Origin of the sequence: Indiicoccus explosivorum, assembly GCF_002167005.1 — a bacterium.
In the GTDB taxonomy this organism is placed as follows: Bacteria; Bacillota; Bacilli; order Bacillales_A; family Planococcaceae; genus Indiicoccus; species Indiicoccus explosivorum.
The window spans coordinates 1-14,909 of record NZ_NHTN01000015.1; the positions used below are offsets into that span (position 1 = coordinate 1).

At 53.0% G+C, this 14,909-nt stretch carries 16 protein-coding genes; 12 read left to right on the forward strand and 4 right to left on the reverse strand.

Going from position 1 to position 14,909, the window contains the following annotated elements; all coding sequences use genetic code 11:
* Positions 1 to 141: 141 nt before the first annotated feature.
* Positions 142 to 1,119, reverse strand: coding sequence for a 4-hydroxy-3-methylbut-2-enyl diphosphate reductase (locus CCE92_RS04520; protein ID WP_088006336.1), 978 nt, complete (start codon positions 1,117 to 1,119; stop codon positions 142 to 144).
* A gap of 129 nt (positions 1,120 to 1,248) precedes the next feature.
* Here CCE92_RS04520 and CCE92_RS04525 point away from each other — a divergent pair, with 129 nt between their 5' ends.
* The 5 genes from CCE92_RS04525 (at position 1,249) to CCE92_RS04545 (ending at position 5,602) form a co-directional block, all read left to right on the forward strand.
* Positions 1,249 to 2,544 (forward strand): DEAD/DEAH box helicase, encoded by a 1,296-nt coding sequence (locus CCE92_RS04525; RefSeq protein WP_088006337.1) that lies wholly within the window; start codon positions 1,249 to 1,251, stop codon positions 2,542 to 2,544.
* A 14-nt stretch (positions 2,545 to 2,558) separates the two neighbouring features.
* Positions 2,559 to 3,455 (forward strand): deoxyribonuclease IV, encoded by an 897-nt coding sequence (locus CCE92_RS04530; protein ID WP_088006338.1) that lies wholly within the window; start codon positions 2,559 to 2,561, stop codon positions 3,453 to 3,455.
* A 124-nt stretch (positions 3,456 to 3,579) separates the two neighbouring features.
* Positions 3,580 to 4,344, forward strand: a complete 765-nt coding sequence (locus CCE92_RS04535) for a metal ABC transporter ATP-binding protein (RefSeq protein ID WP_088006339.1) — start codon at positions 3,580 to 3,582, stop codon at positions 4,342 to 4,344.
* Entirely contained in the window at positions 4,341 to 5,195 is an 855-nt protein-coding gene (locus CCE92_RS04540) for a metal ABC transporter permease (RefSeq protein ID WP_088006340.1), read from the forward strand. The genes CCE92_RS04535 and CCE92_RS04540 overlap by 4 nt, the downstream gene beginning before the upstream one ends.
* Positions 5,192 to 5,602: a Fur family transcriptional regulator gene (locus CCE92_RS04545; protein ID WP_088006341.1), complete on the forward strand. Its 411-nt coding sequence runs from the start codon at positions 5,192 to 5,194 to the stop codon at positions 5,600 to 5,602. The genes CCE92_RS04540 and CCE92_RS04545 overlap by 4 nt, the downstream gene beginning before the upstream one ends.
* Before the next feature lie 33 nt (positions 5,603 to 5,635).
* On the opposite strand, the gene CCE92_RS04550 is transcribed toward CCE92_RS04545, so the two are convergent.
* The 3 genes from CCE92_RS04550 to CCE92_RS04560 all read right to left on the reverse strand — a co-directional run bounded on the left by CCE92_RS04550 (position 5,636) and on the right by CCE92_RS04560 (position 7,962).
* A complete protein-coding gene (locus CCE92_RS04550) occupies positions 5,636 to 6,214 on the reverse strand; it encodes a 5' nucleotidase, NT5C type (RefSeq protein WP_088006419.1) in 579 nt (192 codons plus the stop codon).
* Between the two features lie 15 nt (positions 6,215 to 6,229).
* On the reverse strand, positions 6,230 to 7,342 hold the full coding sequence (ispG, locus tag CCE92_RS04555; RefSeq protein WP_175578067.1) for a flavodoxin-dependent (E)-4-hydroxy-3-methylbut-2-enyl-diphosphate synthase: 1,113 nt from the start codon (positions 7,340 to 7,342) through the stop codon (positions 6,230 to 6,232).
* Between the two features lie 92 nt (positions 7,343 to 7,434).
* Entirely contained in the window at positions 7,435 to 7,962 is a 528-nt protein-coding gene (locus CCE92_RS04560) for a DUF1189 family protein (protein ID WP_088006343.1), read from the reverse strand.
* Positions 7,963 to 8,139: 177 nt separating this feature from the next.
* Between CCE92_RS04560 and CCE92_RS04565 the strand changes: the two genes are divergently transcribed.
* From CCE92_RS04565 to CCE92_RS04595, 7 genes are all read left to right on the forward strand, one after another.
* On the forward strand, positions 8,140 to 9,771 hold the full coding sequence (locus tag CCE92_RS04565; protein WP_088006344.1) for a Na/Pi cotransporter family protein: 1,632 nt from the start codon (positions 8,140 to 8,142) through the stop codon (positions 9,769 to 9,771).
* Between the two features lie 472 nt (positions 9,772 to 10,243).
* Positions 10,244 to 10,723 (forward strand): DUF456 domain-containing protein, encoded by a 480-nt coding sequence (locus tag CCE92_RS04570; protein ID WP_088006345.1) that lies wholly within the window; start codon positions 10,244 to 10,246, stop codon positions 10,721 to 10,723.
* A gap of 106 nt (positions 10,724 to 10,829) precedes the next feature.
* Positions 10,830 to 11,435 carry a superoxide dismutase gene (locus CCE92_RS04575; protein WP_088006346.1) on the forward strand — a complete coding sequence of 202 codons (606 nt, stop codon included), beginning with the start codon at positions 10,830 to 10,832 and terminating at the stop codon, positions 11,433 to 11,435.
* Between the two features lie 115 nt (positions 11,436 to 11,550).
* Positions 11,551 to 13,719 carry a peptidoglycan D,D-transpeptidase FtsI family protein gene (locus CCE92_RS04580; protein ID WP_088006347.1) on the forward strand — a complete coding sequence of 723 codons (2,169 nt, stop codon included), beginning with the start codon at positions 11,551 to 11,553 and terminating at the stop codon, positions 13,717 to 13,719.
* A 183-nt stretch (positions 13,720 to 13,902) separates the two neighbouring features.
* Positions 13,903 to 14,052 carry a 50S ribosomal protein L33 gene (rpmG, locus tag CCE92_RS04585; RefSeq protein ID WP_088006348.1) on the forward strand — a complete coding sequence of 50 codons (150 nt, stop codon included), beginning with the start codon at positions 13,903 to 13,905 and terminating at the stop codon, positions 14,050 to 14,052.
* Between the two features lie 60 nt (positions 14,053 to 14,112).
* Entirely contained in the window at positions 14,113 to 14,685 is a 573-nt protein-coding gene (locus CCE92_RS04590; protein WP_088006349.1) for a 5-formyltetrahydrofolate cyclo-ligase, read from the forward strand.
* 17 nt (positions 14,686 to 14,702) lie between these two features.
* On the forward strand, positions 14,703 to 14,870 hold the full coding sequence (locus tag CCE92_RS04595; RefSeq protein WP_338152458.1) for a YqgQ family protein: 168 nt from the start codon (positions 14,703 to 14,705) through the stop codon (positions 14,868 to 14,870).
* The last annotated feature ends 39 nt before the right edge of the window (positions 14,871 to 14,909 follow it).

Sequence of the window (14,909 nt, forward strand, 5' to 3'; positions counted from 1 at the left end):
ATTTCGACTCTGCGGCGCCGTATTTCGACTCTGCGGGGCTGTATTTCGACTCTGGAGCACCGCATTTCGACTCTGCGGCACCCTATCCCAACTCTTCCCCCAAAAACAAAAAGCGGCACATCAGCTGTGCCGCTCTTCTGCTTAATTCGACGGATACGGTTCAATCCGCTCCACCGGTTTCGGTTTTTTGATTTTCGGGAGAATCTTATCAAGCGTGACTGTCCGCTCCAGGCTATGTGTCGCCGGATCTTCGGGATCATATTGATCGAGGAACTTCAGCAGCTCCTTCACGATCGGCGTCGGTGTCGATGCGCCCGCTGTGACGCCGACGGTCTCCACGCCGTCAAGCCATTCGAGCTTGAGCTGGGACAGATCGGTGATGCGGTACGCCGGTGTGCCGGCGATATCCTGGGATACTTGGGCAAGGCGGTTCGAGTTGTTGCTCATTGGGTCACCGACCACAAGCAGGAGGTCTGCATCACCGGCCTGCTCTGCGACGGCTTCCTGGCGCACTTGTGTCGCCAGGCAGATCTCTTCGTGCACTTCGGCCTGCGGGAAGCGTTCCTGCAGGCGCTCCATCAAGTTCTTGACGTCCCACTGGCTCATCGTCGTCTGATTCGTGATGGTGATTTTGCTGTTCGACAAATCCAGCGCTTCCGCGTCTTCCATCGTCTGGACGAGGTGGACTTTGCCGGGTGCGATGCCCATGGCGCCTTCCGGTTCCGGATGGCCTTTCTTGCCGATGTAGATGATATCGAAACCTTCCGCCGTCTTCTCACGGATCAGGTCATGGGTGACGGTGACATCCGGACACGTGGCATCGATGGAAACAAGCCCTTTTTTGCGGGCCAGTTCCCGCACTTGCGGGGAAACGCCATGTGCGGTGAAAATGACAGTGCCGCTTTCCACTTTATTGAGAATATCGAGGCGGTTTTCACCATCCAAAGTGATGATGCCGTCCTGTTCGAATGCGTCTGTGACGTGTTTATTGTGTACGATCATGCCGAGAATGTAAATCGGCCGGGGGAGGTTCGGGTCCATGGCCGCGTTCTTTGCGATCACCATCGCGTCCACGACTCCGTAGCAGTAGCCCCTTGGCGATATTTTCATTACTTTCACGAATCGGCACTCCTTTCAAGAACGATACCTTCATTATAACGGACGCATCGGCCTATGACAAAAGTTCAGACAGAAAAAGGGGCACTTTTCGTGTTACAATAAAACAAGCTAAGGAGGGAAACGATTCCCATGACAACTTTTCAAGACTATTCACTGAAACCATTCCTGAAAGAGGCGATCGGCAGACTAGGCTTCCATGAGCCGACGCCGATTCAGAAAGAGATCATGCCGCTCATTTTAAAAGGCAAAAGCGCAATCGGACAGTCCCATACCGGTACCGGAAAGACGCACAGTTTCCTGATTCCGATCACTGAACGGATCGACGAGTCCCGGCAGGATGTCCAGGCGGTGATCTGTACACCGACCCGCGAACTCGGCACGCAGCTTTACAACGAGCTGCAGAAGCTGACCGAAGGCACCGAGATCACTTCGAAGCTTCTGATCGGCGGTACCGACAAGCAGCGAGCGATCGATAAACTGAAGACGCAGCCCCACATCGTCATCGGCACACCCGGGCGGCTGAAGGACCTCGTCAATGAACAGGCGCTCCTTGTCCATACGGCGGAAATCCTCGTCATCGATGAAGCGGACCTCGCATTCGATATGGGGTTCATCGAAGAAATCGACCAGGTGGCGGGCCGCATGCCGGAGTCTCTTGAAATGTACGTATTTTCCGCGACGATTCCGGAAAAACTGAAACCGTTCCTGAAGAAGTACATGTCTTCTCCTGTCCACATCAACATGGGCGACAAGCGGCCGACGGCGGAAGGGCTGGATTTTTATCTCGTACCGGTCCGCAGCAAGCAGAAACTTGTACGCCTCCAGGAAGTGATGAGCACCTTGAATCCATACCTCGCCATCATCTTCACGAACACAAAACAGACAGCGGAAACCGTGGCGAATGGTCTTGCGCAGGCCGGCATCCGCGTCGGCCGAATCCACGGCGATCTCACGCCGCGCGAGCGGACGAAAATGATGAAACAGGTGCGCGATCTGGAATTCCAGTACATCGTCGCGACCGATTTGGCGGCCCGCGGAATCGACATTCCGGGTGTCAGCCATGTCATCAATTATGAAATTCCGGAAGATCTCGAATTTTTTATTCACCGGGTCGGCCGTACTGCCCGCGCGGGGAATAAAGGACTGGCTATCACGCTGTACAATCCGGAGGACGAGGATGCGCTTGTGAAGGTCGAGAAAATGGGCATCCCGTTCCAGCGTAAGGACATCAAAGACGGCGAATTCGTCGACCTGAAAGAGCGCCACAGCCGCAAGAACCGACAGAAAACGCAGGATGAGGCCGATCTGAAAGCGAAATCGCTCGTCCGCAAACCGAAAAAAGTGAAACCGGGCTATAAGAAAAAGATGAACTACGAGCAAGAACAGATCAAAAAGCGGGAACGCCGCATCAACCGGAAGAAATAAAGGAGGATTCACCATTGCTGTTAGGATCGCACGTATCCATGAGCGGAAAGAAAATGCTCCTCGCCGCAAGCGAGGAAGCGGCCTCGTACGGGGCTTCCACATTCATGATTTATACAGGGGCGCCGCAGAACACGCGACGCAAACCGATTGAAGAACTGAACATCGAAGCGGGACAGGCACATATGGGCGACAATGGACTGTCCAATATCATCGTGCACGCGCCATACATCATCAATATCGGAAATTCCGTAAAACCGGAGACGTTCGCGCTCGGCGTGGAATTCCTTCAGAAGGAAATCCAGCGCACAGCAGCGCTCGGGGCAAAGCAGATCGTGCTTCATCCCGGCGCGCACGTCGGTGCAGGCGCGGACGTCGGCATCGCGAAAATCATCGAAGGGCTGGATGAAGTACTGGCTGAGGACTATCCGGTCAACATCGCACTGGAAACGATGGCTGGGAAAGGATCGGAGATCGGCCGGAGTTTCGATGAAATAGCGCGGATCATGGATGGGGTCAAGAATAACGAGCGGCTGTCGGTCTGTTTCGACACATGCCACACGCATGACGCCGGCTATGATGTGAAAGAGGATTTCGACGGTGTCCTGAAAGAATTCGACCGCATCATCGGCATCGACCGGCTGCAGGTTTTGCATATCAACGACAGTAAAAACGTCCGCGGGGCGGCCAAAGACAGACACGAAAATATCGGATTCGGGGAAATCGGATTCGATGCGCTGCACGGCATCGTCCATCACCCGGATTTGATGCATGTGCCGAAGATTTTGGAAACCCCGTACGTCGGTTCCGACGCCAAGAATAAAAAACCGCCATACCAGCATGAAATCGACATGTTCCGTGCCGGCGCTTTTGCACCGGAAAAAATAGATGCACTCCGGACCCCTCAGGCATGAGGGGTCTTTTGTATGCCGGATTGATTTACTTTTCTGTGTGCCGTGCTATACTAATAGACGGATGTAAATCGTAATCATTCTGAATTGGAGCGAATCACGTATGAAAATGGAAGGAGGCGGAAGCATGGGTGCACCGCTCATCGAAATGGAACACGTCAGTTTCCGCTATGAACAGACAAAAGCACTTGAAGATATTACGCTGACCGTGCGGAAAGGTGATTTCCTGGCAATACTCGGCCCGAACGGTTCGGGCAAATCCACGTTGCTCAAAATTCTTCTCGGGCTCATTAAACCCACAACAGGTACGGTCCGATTGTTCGGGAAAGACATCCGCCACTTCCGGGAACGGGAGCGGATCGGTTATGTTTCTCAGAAAGCGAATTCGTTCAATTCCGGTTTTCCAGCGACTGTTGAAGAAGTGGTCAAAGGGGGACTGGCGAAAAAGACTGGACTGTTCAGGCGGTTTCCGGAATCAGCGGAAGAGGACGTCACACGCGCCCTTAAGGCTGTCGGGATGGAAACTTCCCGGAAACGGCTGGTCGGGGAACTTTCCGGCGGCCAGCAGCAGCGGGTGTTCATCGCACGCGCGCTTGTCAGCCGGCCGGAAGTCCTCATTCTGGATGAACCGACCGTCGGTGTGGATAAACAGAATGTCCAATCATTCTACGATATGCTGGATCGCTTGAATAAAGAGCAGGAGATCACGCTCATTCTGGTGACGCATGATGCCGAGATGGTATCCGACCGGATCAGCCATGTCGCCTGCCTCAACCGGACGATGCATTTCCACGGATTCAAAAACGAAATGGAACGGATGAGTGCTGAGCAGCTCGAAGCCTGGTATGGCCATTCTGTTCGGAAAGTCCATCATGCGGGTGCGGTCCGATGATCGAAGCCATTTTAACGTATGATTTCCTGCAGAACGCCTTCGCCGCTGGTCTCATCATCGGTGTGATCGCGCCGCTCCTCGGTGTGTTCATCGTCGTGAGGCGCCTGTCACTGATCGCCGACGCGCTCAGCCATGTGACACTCGCAGGAATCGCGGGCAGCCTGTTCCTGAGCCAGAGCGTGGCGGCGCTCGCAGCGTTGAACCCGCTTTATCTCGGGATCGCCGCTTCCGTCGCCGGTTCAGTGATGATCGAGCGGCTCCGCCGCCTCTATAAGCATTATGAAGAACTTGCGATTCCGATCATTTTATCCGCGGGCATCGGATTCGGCGCGATCTTCATTTCACTCGCGCAAGGATTCCAGACCGACCTTTTCGGCTACTTGTTCGGTTCGGTTTCGGCCGTCAGCCGGCAGGATTTGTGGATCGTCACCGCCATCGCCGGGGTGGTCGTCTTGTTTATTCTCCTGTTTTATAAGGAACTGTTTGTCCTGTCATTCGATGAAGAATTCGCGAAAGCCTCCGGTTTGCCGTCGAGATGGATCCATTTCCTTTTTATGATCGTCACCGCCCTCGTCATCGCCGGGTCGATGCGCATCGTCGGCATTCTGCTCGTGTCTTCGCTGATGACGCTTCCTGTGGCCGCGGCGATGCGGATTTCAGGAAGCTTCAAAGGGACGATCCTCTGGTCGGTCCTGTTCGGGGAATTTTCTGTCCTGGCAGGGCTCGTCATGGCCTTTTATTTCAATCTGGCGCCGGGCGGGACCATCGTCGTCACGTCAATCGTCGTCTTGCTGCTTGTCATTGCCTTCAGCAAATCAGTCCGTACCAAAACAAATGAGGTGGTAACATGAATCTGGAAAAGGCATGGAAGCTTCTCAAAAACAATGGATTCAAAGAAACCGAGAAGCGGGATCGCATCCTCCGTCAGTTCAGCGGCAATGATAAGTACCTGACTGCCCGGGATCTGCTCGATGTGCTGCAGAAGGATTATCCGGGCATCAGTTATGACACGGTCTATCGGAATTTGGCGACATTCACAGGACTCGGCATTTTGGAAGAGACCGAACTCTCAGGTGAACGCCATTTCCGGATGCAGTGCGAGAGCGCAGAGCATCACCATCACTTCATCTGCACGGACTGCGGCAAAGCGAAGGAAATTTTGCTTTGCCCGATGGAAATGCTGACAGAGTCGCTTCCGGCGTATAAAGTGGAAAGCCACAAATTCGAAATATACGGCACCTGTCCGGAATGCCAATAAAAACAAAGAAAAAGCGTGGACGGCTCCGGCCGTTCACGCTTTTTGTGTGGCAAATTCATTTTTGACCCAGTCTTCCGCTTCCAGCCAGTTCTTCACCCGGATGACGCCATCCGGAATGGATTCCCGGTTATAAGGCGTATCGAACAGCAGCACCGGGATGCCGAGTTCTTCGTGGATGCCGACAGCGTTGTCGTGCTTGTCCTCAAAAAACAAATCCACGTTATGGCGGCGCGCCGCCTCGATTTTATGGTGGGTGCCGATCAGTTCGATATGATCATAATGGATGGCCTGCTCGGCGAACCAGCCGGAGGTCACGTCCATGACGTCGTCGGCACGGGCCGAGATGTAGTAAAGTTCATACCGGTCCTTCCACTTGTCCAGCACTTGCTTGGCGTAGTCGGAAACCGGGGAAGAGGCGTAGATCTTCGCCTCCGCCGTATGGTACCATCGGTAAAACTCGCCTGGCTGGAGATGGGGAAGGGCGGCTGTCAGATCATATTCCTTAATATCATCGAGCGTCAGTGCGGTGCCGAACTGCTCATTGATATGAGGAATGAGGGAAGTCGGGCACGTCACCGTCCCGTCAATATCGATACCGAAGCGGTATTTCATCGCGATCACAACCAATCAGACATTTTGTTTGTCAGCTTCCTGCTTCTCAAGCTCCTGCTGCTCGAAGTATTCCTTCGCAAGCTTGTCGATTTCAACTTTCAGTTCTTCGACCATCGTTTCTTCAGGGACTTTCCGGACGGTTTTCCCTTTCATGAAGAGGAGGCCTTCACCGCGTGCACCGGCAATGCCGATGTCCGCTTCCCGCGCTTCGCCGGGTCCGTTGACCGCACAGCCGAGTACCGCGACTTTAAGCGGCGCCTTGATGGTCGAAATGTATTCTTCCACTTCGTTCGCGATTTTGATGAGGTCGATTTCGATTCGTCCGCATGTCGGGCAGGAGATCAGTGTGGCGGCATTGGATGAAAGGCCGAATACTTTCAGCAGTTCACGCGCCACCTTCACTTCCTCGACCGGATCGGCGCTGAGCGAAATCCGCATCGTGTTGCCGATGCCCATACTCAGGAGAGCCCCAAGCCCCGCAGAGCTTTTGACGGTTCCGGAGAACAGCGTGCCTGATTCCGTGATCCCGAGATGGAGCGGATAGTCGAAAGCCTGCGCGGCTTTTGTATAGGCTTCAATCGCGAGTTTCACGTCGGATGCTTTCATGGATACGATAATATCGTGAAAATCGAGGTCTTCCAGGATTTTAATGTGGTGGAGTGCACTCTCGACCATTCCATCAGCCGTCGGATAGCCATACTTTTTGAGGATATGGCGTTCGAGTGAGCCGGCGTTGACGCCGATGCGGATCGGAATGCCTTTCGCTTTCGCCGCATTGACGACCGCTTCCACTTTCTCGCGGCGGCCGATATTCCCCGGATTGATCCGGATCTTATCCGCGCCGTTCTCGATCGCTTTCAAGGCAAGCTTATAATCGAAATGGATATCGACGACAAGCGGAATATTGATGCGCTTTTTGATCTCGCCGATCGCGTCGGCAGCGCGTTCATCCGGACATGCCACGCGGACGACCTGGCAGCCCGCTTCCTCCAGCCGCTTGATCTCCGCGACGGTCGCTTCCACGTCATGCGTTTTCGTCGTCGTCATGCTTTGGATGACGAGTTCGTCGCTTCCTCCGATCGTCAGATCTCCGACTTTTACAGGACGCGTATTTGAACGGTGAATAATTCCACTCATGAACAACTCTCTCCTTTTCATCAATAAAACCGATGCTAGACTTCATTTTATCAGTCAATCATTCAAAAATACAAGGAAACGGTTCACCGCACAGGGGATGAAGCAGGGGGGCCAGGCGGCATTTTCGGATAAAAAGACGCATCTTGCCATAAAAGCCATAAGGTGAGCAAAACCATGGCAGCCGACGCCCAAAACCCGAATCCGGCCAGATCGAGCAGGACGGACAGCAAAGTAGGGCCGGTCACAGCGAGCGATGCGGTCCGCCACACATGCCGGTATTCCCCTTTTCTCCTCCTTGCTTTCAAAAAGCCGAGGCCGAACAGCGCGAAAATGCTGATTTTGGCGAAGTGGTAGACAGTCGTCGTCACAAACAGCATGAACAGTGCGAAAGGATAAAGGAGCCACCCGATACCGCTGGTGAATTCGGCATACCCTTCCATTCCTGACCCCGCACGGGACAGACCGCCGACCAGTCCGATAAAAGCGGCGGCGGTCAGTATGGCGATGAACAGGAAGACGAACTTCAGCACCTTCCCGATCGGCAGGACGCGGGCGGCCGCCTGTTTTTTCGGTTCCTTCAGTGCGGCTTTGAATAACTGATACATGGTCATAGGGATCGTTCCTTTCTCTGCTTCCATAGTAGCACTGCGATTATAATCAATGAAAGAAAACCGATTGTTAAGAGATTGTAAATTTTAAATAAAGGTATTTACAATAACAACGCGAATTCTTCATAATAGACGAAGTGTGAAAATGATACTGAACCAATTAGGAGTTGAATTTGCATCGTGGAAGTGAATTGGCAAGAAGTCCTGTTCGGATTCATTGGCGGATTAGGGATTTTCCTGTTTTCCATCAAATTTATGGGGGATGCTCTCCAGAAGGCGGCAGGGGACAGGCTGCGCAGCATACTCGACCGGTTTACGACGAACCCCTTCATGGGTGTCCTCGTCGGGATCATCGTCACGATCCTGATCCAGTCGAGTTCCGGGACCACCGTCATCGTGGTCGGTCTGGTCAGCGCCGGTTTTATGACGCTCCGTCAGGCGATCGGCGTCATCATGGGAGCCAACGTCGGGACGACCGTCACGGCGTTTATTGTCGGGATCGACCTTGGGGAATATGCCCTTCCGATTCTTGCAGTCGGGGCGTTCCTGATTTTCTTCTTTAGAAAAAATGCCATCCAGAACATGGGGGAAGTCATTTTCGGCTTCGGCGGACTGTTCCTCGGACTCGAGCTGATGAGCAGCGGGCTGAAACCGCTCCGGGAACTGGAAGCTTTCGTCGATCTGACATTGACGATGGCGGATATTCCGGTCCTCGGCGTCCTCGCGGGAACTATTTTCACCGTCATTGTACAAAGTTCCAGTGCGACGGTCGCAATCCTGCAGGGACTTTACGATGAGGGGCTCATGACGCTCGGCGCCGCTCTGCCGGTTCTGTTCGGTGATAACATCGGGACGACCATCACGGCTGTCCTCGCAGCTCTCGGCGCATCGGTCGCCGCGAAACGCGCAGCTGCCGTCCACGTCCTGTTCAACGTGATCGGCTCGGTCATCTTTCTGATCCTGCTCATCCCGTTCACTGCGTACGTCGAATGGCTCGCGGTCGTACTGAATCTGGATGAGAAAATGCAGATTGCATTTGCGCACGGATCCTTCAACGTGGCCAACACGATCATCCAGTTCCCGCTCATCGGACTGTGGGCTTACCTGGTGACGAAAGTCATTCCGGGGGAAGATGTCACTATCGAATTCAAAGCGAAGCACCTCGACCCGCATTTCATCGAACAGTCGCCGACCATCGCGCTCGGACAGGCGAAAGAAGAAGTGCTCCGCATGGGTGATTTTTCGGTAAAGGGACTTGAAGAGACATACGAGTACTTGAAATCGAAAAACAAGAAACATGCGGAGATGGGTTACCAGCTCGAAGATGCAATCAACAACCTTGACAATAAGATCACGGATTATCTCGTCATGATTTCCGCGGAATCGATTTCCAACGCGGACTCTACACGCCATACGATGCTGATGGAGACGGTCCGGGATATCGAACGGATCGGCGACCACTTCGAGAACATCATCGAACTGGTCGATTACCAGGAGAATAACCGCGTAAACTTGACGCCGGACGCGATGGAAGATTTGGACGAAATGTTCCAGCTCACCATCGGGACGGTCCGGAAAGCGCTCGATTCCCTGAATACGACAAGCCACGACATCGCGCGTGAAGTCGCGGAACAGGAAGACCTGATCGACCGGATGGAGCGGAAGTTCCGCAAAAAGCACATCCAGCGCCTCAATGAAGGCCAGTGCACCGGTCAGGCGGGCATCGTGTTCGTCGACATCATCTCCAACCTCGAACGGATCGGTGACCACGCCGTGAACATCGCGGAAGCGGTCCTCGGAAACCGGGCGTGATCCATTTCCCTTTTCATCATTTTGCTTTTCGGCTCAAAGTCGGGCAAGATGGTGGAAAGGGATTTTTTTATGAATGAAGGAGGCAACACCAGAATTTGCTCCTAACCCGAAGAAATCACTTCAGGCGGACGTTTTCTTACCCACATGATGTGAGGAATGCAGCCAGCGCGACAGGACGTCGCGGTGCTGGCTGCCAGGGGCGGTCCGTGAGCCTCCTCGGCTTCGCCTAGCGGGGTCTCACTTGGCAAAGAAAAACCTTGTGCTCCTGCGCCGCTCCGCGTGCTCGTCGCAAATGAATGGTCAAGATCCTCTTGCCCATTCATTCGCTGATCCCTCTGGAGTCGCCGCCTGCGCTCCTTCTTCTGAAACTCTGCCGCTGTCTCTCTTCATTCGATTAAATTAGAGTGGTGTTTCTCAGCGTTGCTTAAAAGAAAAATGTTAATTTAATAAAAGATTGATGAAGGAGGAAATTATGGAAATCGCAGGATGGCTAGTCATTTGGGTGTTGTTTTTAATCAGTTTCATCGGTCTCGTTTATCCGATCATTCCGGGTGTTCTGTTTTTGGCAGGCGGTTTTGTCGCGTACGGCCTGTTTTTCGGATTCGCGGAACTTTCCTGGTGGTTTTGGGCGATTGAAGCGCTGTTTGTCATTTTGCTGTTCAGTGCGGACCTGATGGCCAATGCGTTCAGCGTCAAGCGGTTCGGCGGATCGAAAGCGGGCCTGTGGGGAAGTACGATCGGGCTGCTGATCGGTCCATTCATCATTCCGGTCATCGGCATCCTGATCGGCCCATTCATCGGTGCGATCGGCGCGGAGCTTTTATTCAATAAAACCGGATTCAAGCAATCCGTGAAGGCGGGGGTCGGCTCTGTCGTCGGGTTCCTCACTTCTGTCGCCGCGAAAGGGGTTATTCAAATTGTCATGATTGTGATTTTCTTCGTAGCAGTTTGATGTAACTTTCAGGACCGCGCCTCGCTGCGTGCGTTTCATTTGATGGGGATATGCAAGTTTGATACGCTGGAATAGTAGAAAAATTGATTCAAGGAGGAATTCATTCATGGCTTACGAATTACCAAAACTTCCTTATGCGTACGATGCGCTCGAACCGCACATCGACAAAGAAACGATGAACATCCATCACACGAAGCACCACCAGGCTTATGTCGATAAGACAAACGCCGCGCTGGAAGGCACTGACCTCGCTTCGAAACCGATCGAAGAAGTTATCCGCAACCTAAATGATGTGCCGGAAGACAAGCGTACTGCTGTGCGTAACAATGGCGGCGGACACGCCAACCATTCCCTGTTCTGGGAAGTCCTTTCTCCGGACGGCGGCGGCAATCCTTCGGGTGAGCTTGCCGATGCGATCGACAAGAAGTTCGGAAGCTTCGATAAATTCAAGGAAGAATTCGCGAATGCCGGTGCAACCCGTTTCGGTTCCGGCTGGGCTTGGCTCGTCGTCAACAATGGCGAACTGGAAGTGACAAGCACGCTGAACCAGGATTCCCCGCTGACGGACGGCAAAACACCGATCCTCGGCCTGGATGTCTGGGAGCACGCGTATTACCTGAAATACCAGAACAAGCGCCCTGATTACATCAGCGCATTCTGGAACGTCGTCAATTGGGATGAAGTGGCGAAACGCTACAGCGACGCAAAATAACCTGACAGAATGAACTTCTGCACACACTTTTTCGTCTGAAAAAGTGTGTGTATTTTTTTGCGCCGGATGATATACTAACACGGCAGATAAGGTAGAGAGGGGACATCCTGAAATTATGAAACCAACTAAAAGCAGGAGAGCTTCCCAGACGGATTTGAAGATGAAGAGCAATTCCTCATTCCGGCTGAGCATTCTGTTTTTCGTCATATTCATCCTTTTTTCGCTGCTCATTTTCCGCCTCGGCTATCTGCAGATCGTCAAAGGGGAAGATTTTGTCCGGGCGATCGAGCGGCGGGAGGAAGTGCCGGTCAACACGAGCGTGCCGCGAGGGCGCATGTTCGACAGCGAAGGGCGTCTGTTAGTGGACAACGACCCGGTCAACGCCATCACCTATACCGCGATGCGTTCAGCGGACCGGGAGGAAATGCTGGAAACGGCCAGCAGACTGGCGGCGCTTATCGACCAGCCCGCTGATCGTGTGACAAAACGTGATAAACAGGATTTTTATATTTTATTGTATCCGGAAAAAGCCGCAGGACTTGTGACAGAAGAACAGCGGACGGCCATTTTGGAAGGCGGAGGGACACAGCAGGAAAAACAGCAGCAGCTGGACAGTCTGGTCCGTGAGCAGCTCACCGACGAAGTCCTCGCGCAGCTGACTCAAGATCAGCTGGAAGTCTTGGCGATTTATCGGGAAATGACTTCGGGATACGCGCTTTCTCCGCAAATCATCAAAAGCGACGGACTGACGGAGGAAGAATTCGCCCGCGTGTCCGAACGCCTCTCGGAACTGCCGGGAGTCAACACGGTCACCGACTGGCGCCGGAAAAAAATGACCGACCTGACCATCCTCGGCAGCACGACCACTCCGGCAGAAGGGATTCCGGCGAACAAACTCGATTATTTCCTTGCGCGCGGTTATTCACGAAATGACCGGGTCGGCACAAGCTTCCTTGAAGAACAGTACGAAAGTGTGCTTCAGGGGCAAAAAACTGTGGTGAAAAAAGTGACAGATTCGAAAGGACGCATTTCCGATACCATCACCGTAAAAGAAGGGAAAGCCGGACAGGATCTGGTTCTGAGCCTGGACAGCGAACTGCAGAAGAAGCTGGAGACCATCGTAACGGACAAACTGATCGAACTGAAAAAAGGCCCCCATTCGGAACTGCTGAAAGACGCCTACCTCGTGATGATGGATCCGAAGACGGGTGAGGTGCTGTCCTTGGTGGGCAAGCGTGTCGGTGAAGGTGACAACGGCCAGCCGGTTGTCTATGACCATGCATTCGGGACGTTCACGGCTGCGTATGAAATGGGATCGGCCGTTAAAGGCGCGACCCTGCTGACGGGCTATGCCCATGATGTTGTGGATGTCGGTGAAGTGATCATCGATGAGCCGATGAAACTGAAGAGTACGCCGGTCATGAACTCCGTTTTCAATAAGGAAATGGGCACCCGCATTCCCCTGACCGATAAAGAAGCCATTGCCCGGTCCTCGAACGTCTATATGTCGAAGATCGCGCTCCGGCTCGCCGGGGAAGAGTACGTCTACAATTCCGGAATCCGCATTGAGCCTGAAGATTTCCGGAAGATCAGGAATTCGTTCGCCCAGTTCGGCCTCGGTGTCGAAACAGGAATCGATCTCCCGGGGGAAGCGGATGGTTTGGCAAGTGCGGATCCGCAGGGCGGCAGTATCATGTACCAGGCGATCGGCCAGCTCGATACGTACACGCCTCTTCAGCTGGCGCAATACATTTCGACGATCGCCAATGGCGGCTACCGGATGGAGCCGCACATCGTGAAGGAAATCAGAAGTCCCTCACTGGACGGCGAAACGCTCGGGCCAATTGAAACTGTGATCCAGCCGGAAGTGCTCAACCGCATCGATAATACGCAGGAAGAGATCCAGCAGGTCAAGGAAGGGATGCGGATGGCCTACACGTCGCCGCAAGGCACCGCTGCCCGCTACTTTGCGGATGCGCCTTATACGGCTGCCGGAAAGACCGGAACAGCGCAAGTCATCTACTATGACGATCCGGAAAGCCCTTTTTATCAAGAGGAATCCCTGACATTGACACATGTCGGATTTGCACCATATGAGAATCCCGAAATCGCATACGCAGTGGTCATTCCTTATATTACGACGGATTTAGAATACGTAATCGGGGCGAACAGCCAAATTGCACGGGCCGCGGCGGATACGTATTTCAAGCTGAAAGCGGAACGGGACGGCGGTGATGACTTGACGATCAAGCCGCCTTACCGGCCGGAAGAAGCAGCCGAATGAAGGTGGGTGCGGGGATTTCCGGCAGTGCGGCCGGGAAGATCGTTCAGCTGAATTTAAAAGCGGAAAAACTGCGGCGAAAGCGATATTTCTTAGTGGATTTTTCATTTTGTTATGCTATAATAGGAAAGTCGTATAAATACCGCTTATATTTGCTTGATCCTATATAGTTGGGGAGGGATACAGATGCGTGTCAACATTACACTTGCGTGCACCGAATGCGGAGAGCGCAATTACAGCACTGTAAAAAACAAGCGTAACAATCCTGAGCGCCTTGAATTGAACAAGTATTGCTCACGTGAACAGAAAATGACTGTTCACCGCGAAACGAAGTAATTGTTTGACCAAAACCGATTCAGGTTTTGGTTTTTTTCTTTCCGGAAGGGGGAAAATGATATGGAGAAAAAAGAGATCCGGAAGCGGATGCTCAGCGCGCTGAAGGAAATGGAACTTGAGGAGCGGCTCCTTAAAACGAGGAAAATCAGAGACCGTCTGCTGGCTGACCCGGTCTTCAAAAGTTCGGATCTGCTTGCCGTCACGGTTTCGGCTTTTCCTGAAATCGATACGCTGGAGCTTATTGAAGCGGCATGGCGGCTCGGAAAACGCGTGGCAGTCCCCAAATGTCTGCCCGACACGAGAGAGATGGATTTCTATATCATCCGCCATTTCGGCCAGCTTGAGACTGTGTACATGGAATTGAAAGAACCTGTTCCGGAACTGTGTGAGCCCGCTGACCGGGAGGAGATCGAGCTGATGATCGTGCCAGGCGTCGCGTTTTCTGAAGCGGGTTTCAGGATCGGTTTCGGCGGCGGCTATTATGACCGTTTTTTGGAAGGATTCACGGGGAGCACTTATTCGCTTGCATTTGAACGCCAAATAGTGGAAAATATGCCAAACGAACCGCACGATGTTCCGGTTGGTTCGATTATCACAGAAAGCCGGATGATCAGAACGGAGGAATTCCGCTGAAAACCTTATATGACGTGATGCAATTGTTGAAAAGGTATGGGGTTTTCGTATATACTGGCAAAAAACTTGCAGATATTGATCTTTTGGAAGATGAATTGCGCGACTTGTATAAGTCCGGCCTGATTTCCCCTGAAGAATTCAGTGCAGCGCTCCTCATACTCAGGAGCGAACGGAACAGAATGTGAGAGAGCATTTTTGATTCGCGGAAACTTTTGTCTGTCCCA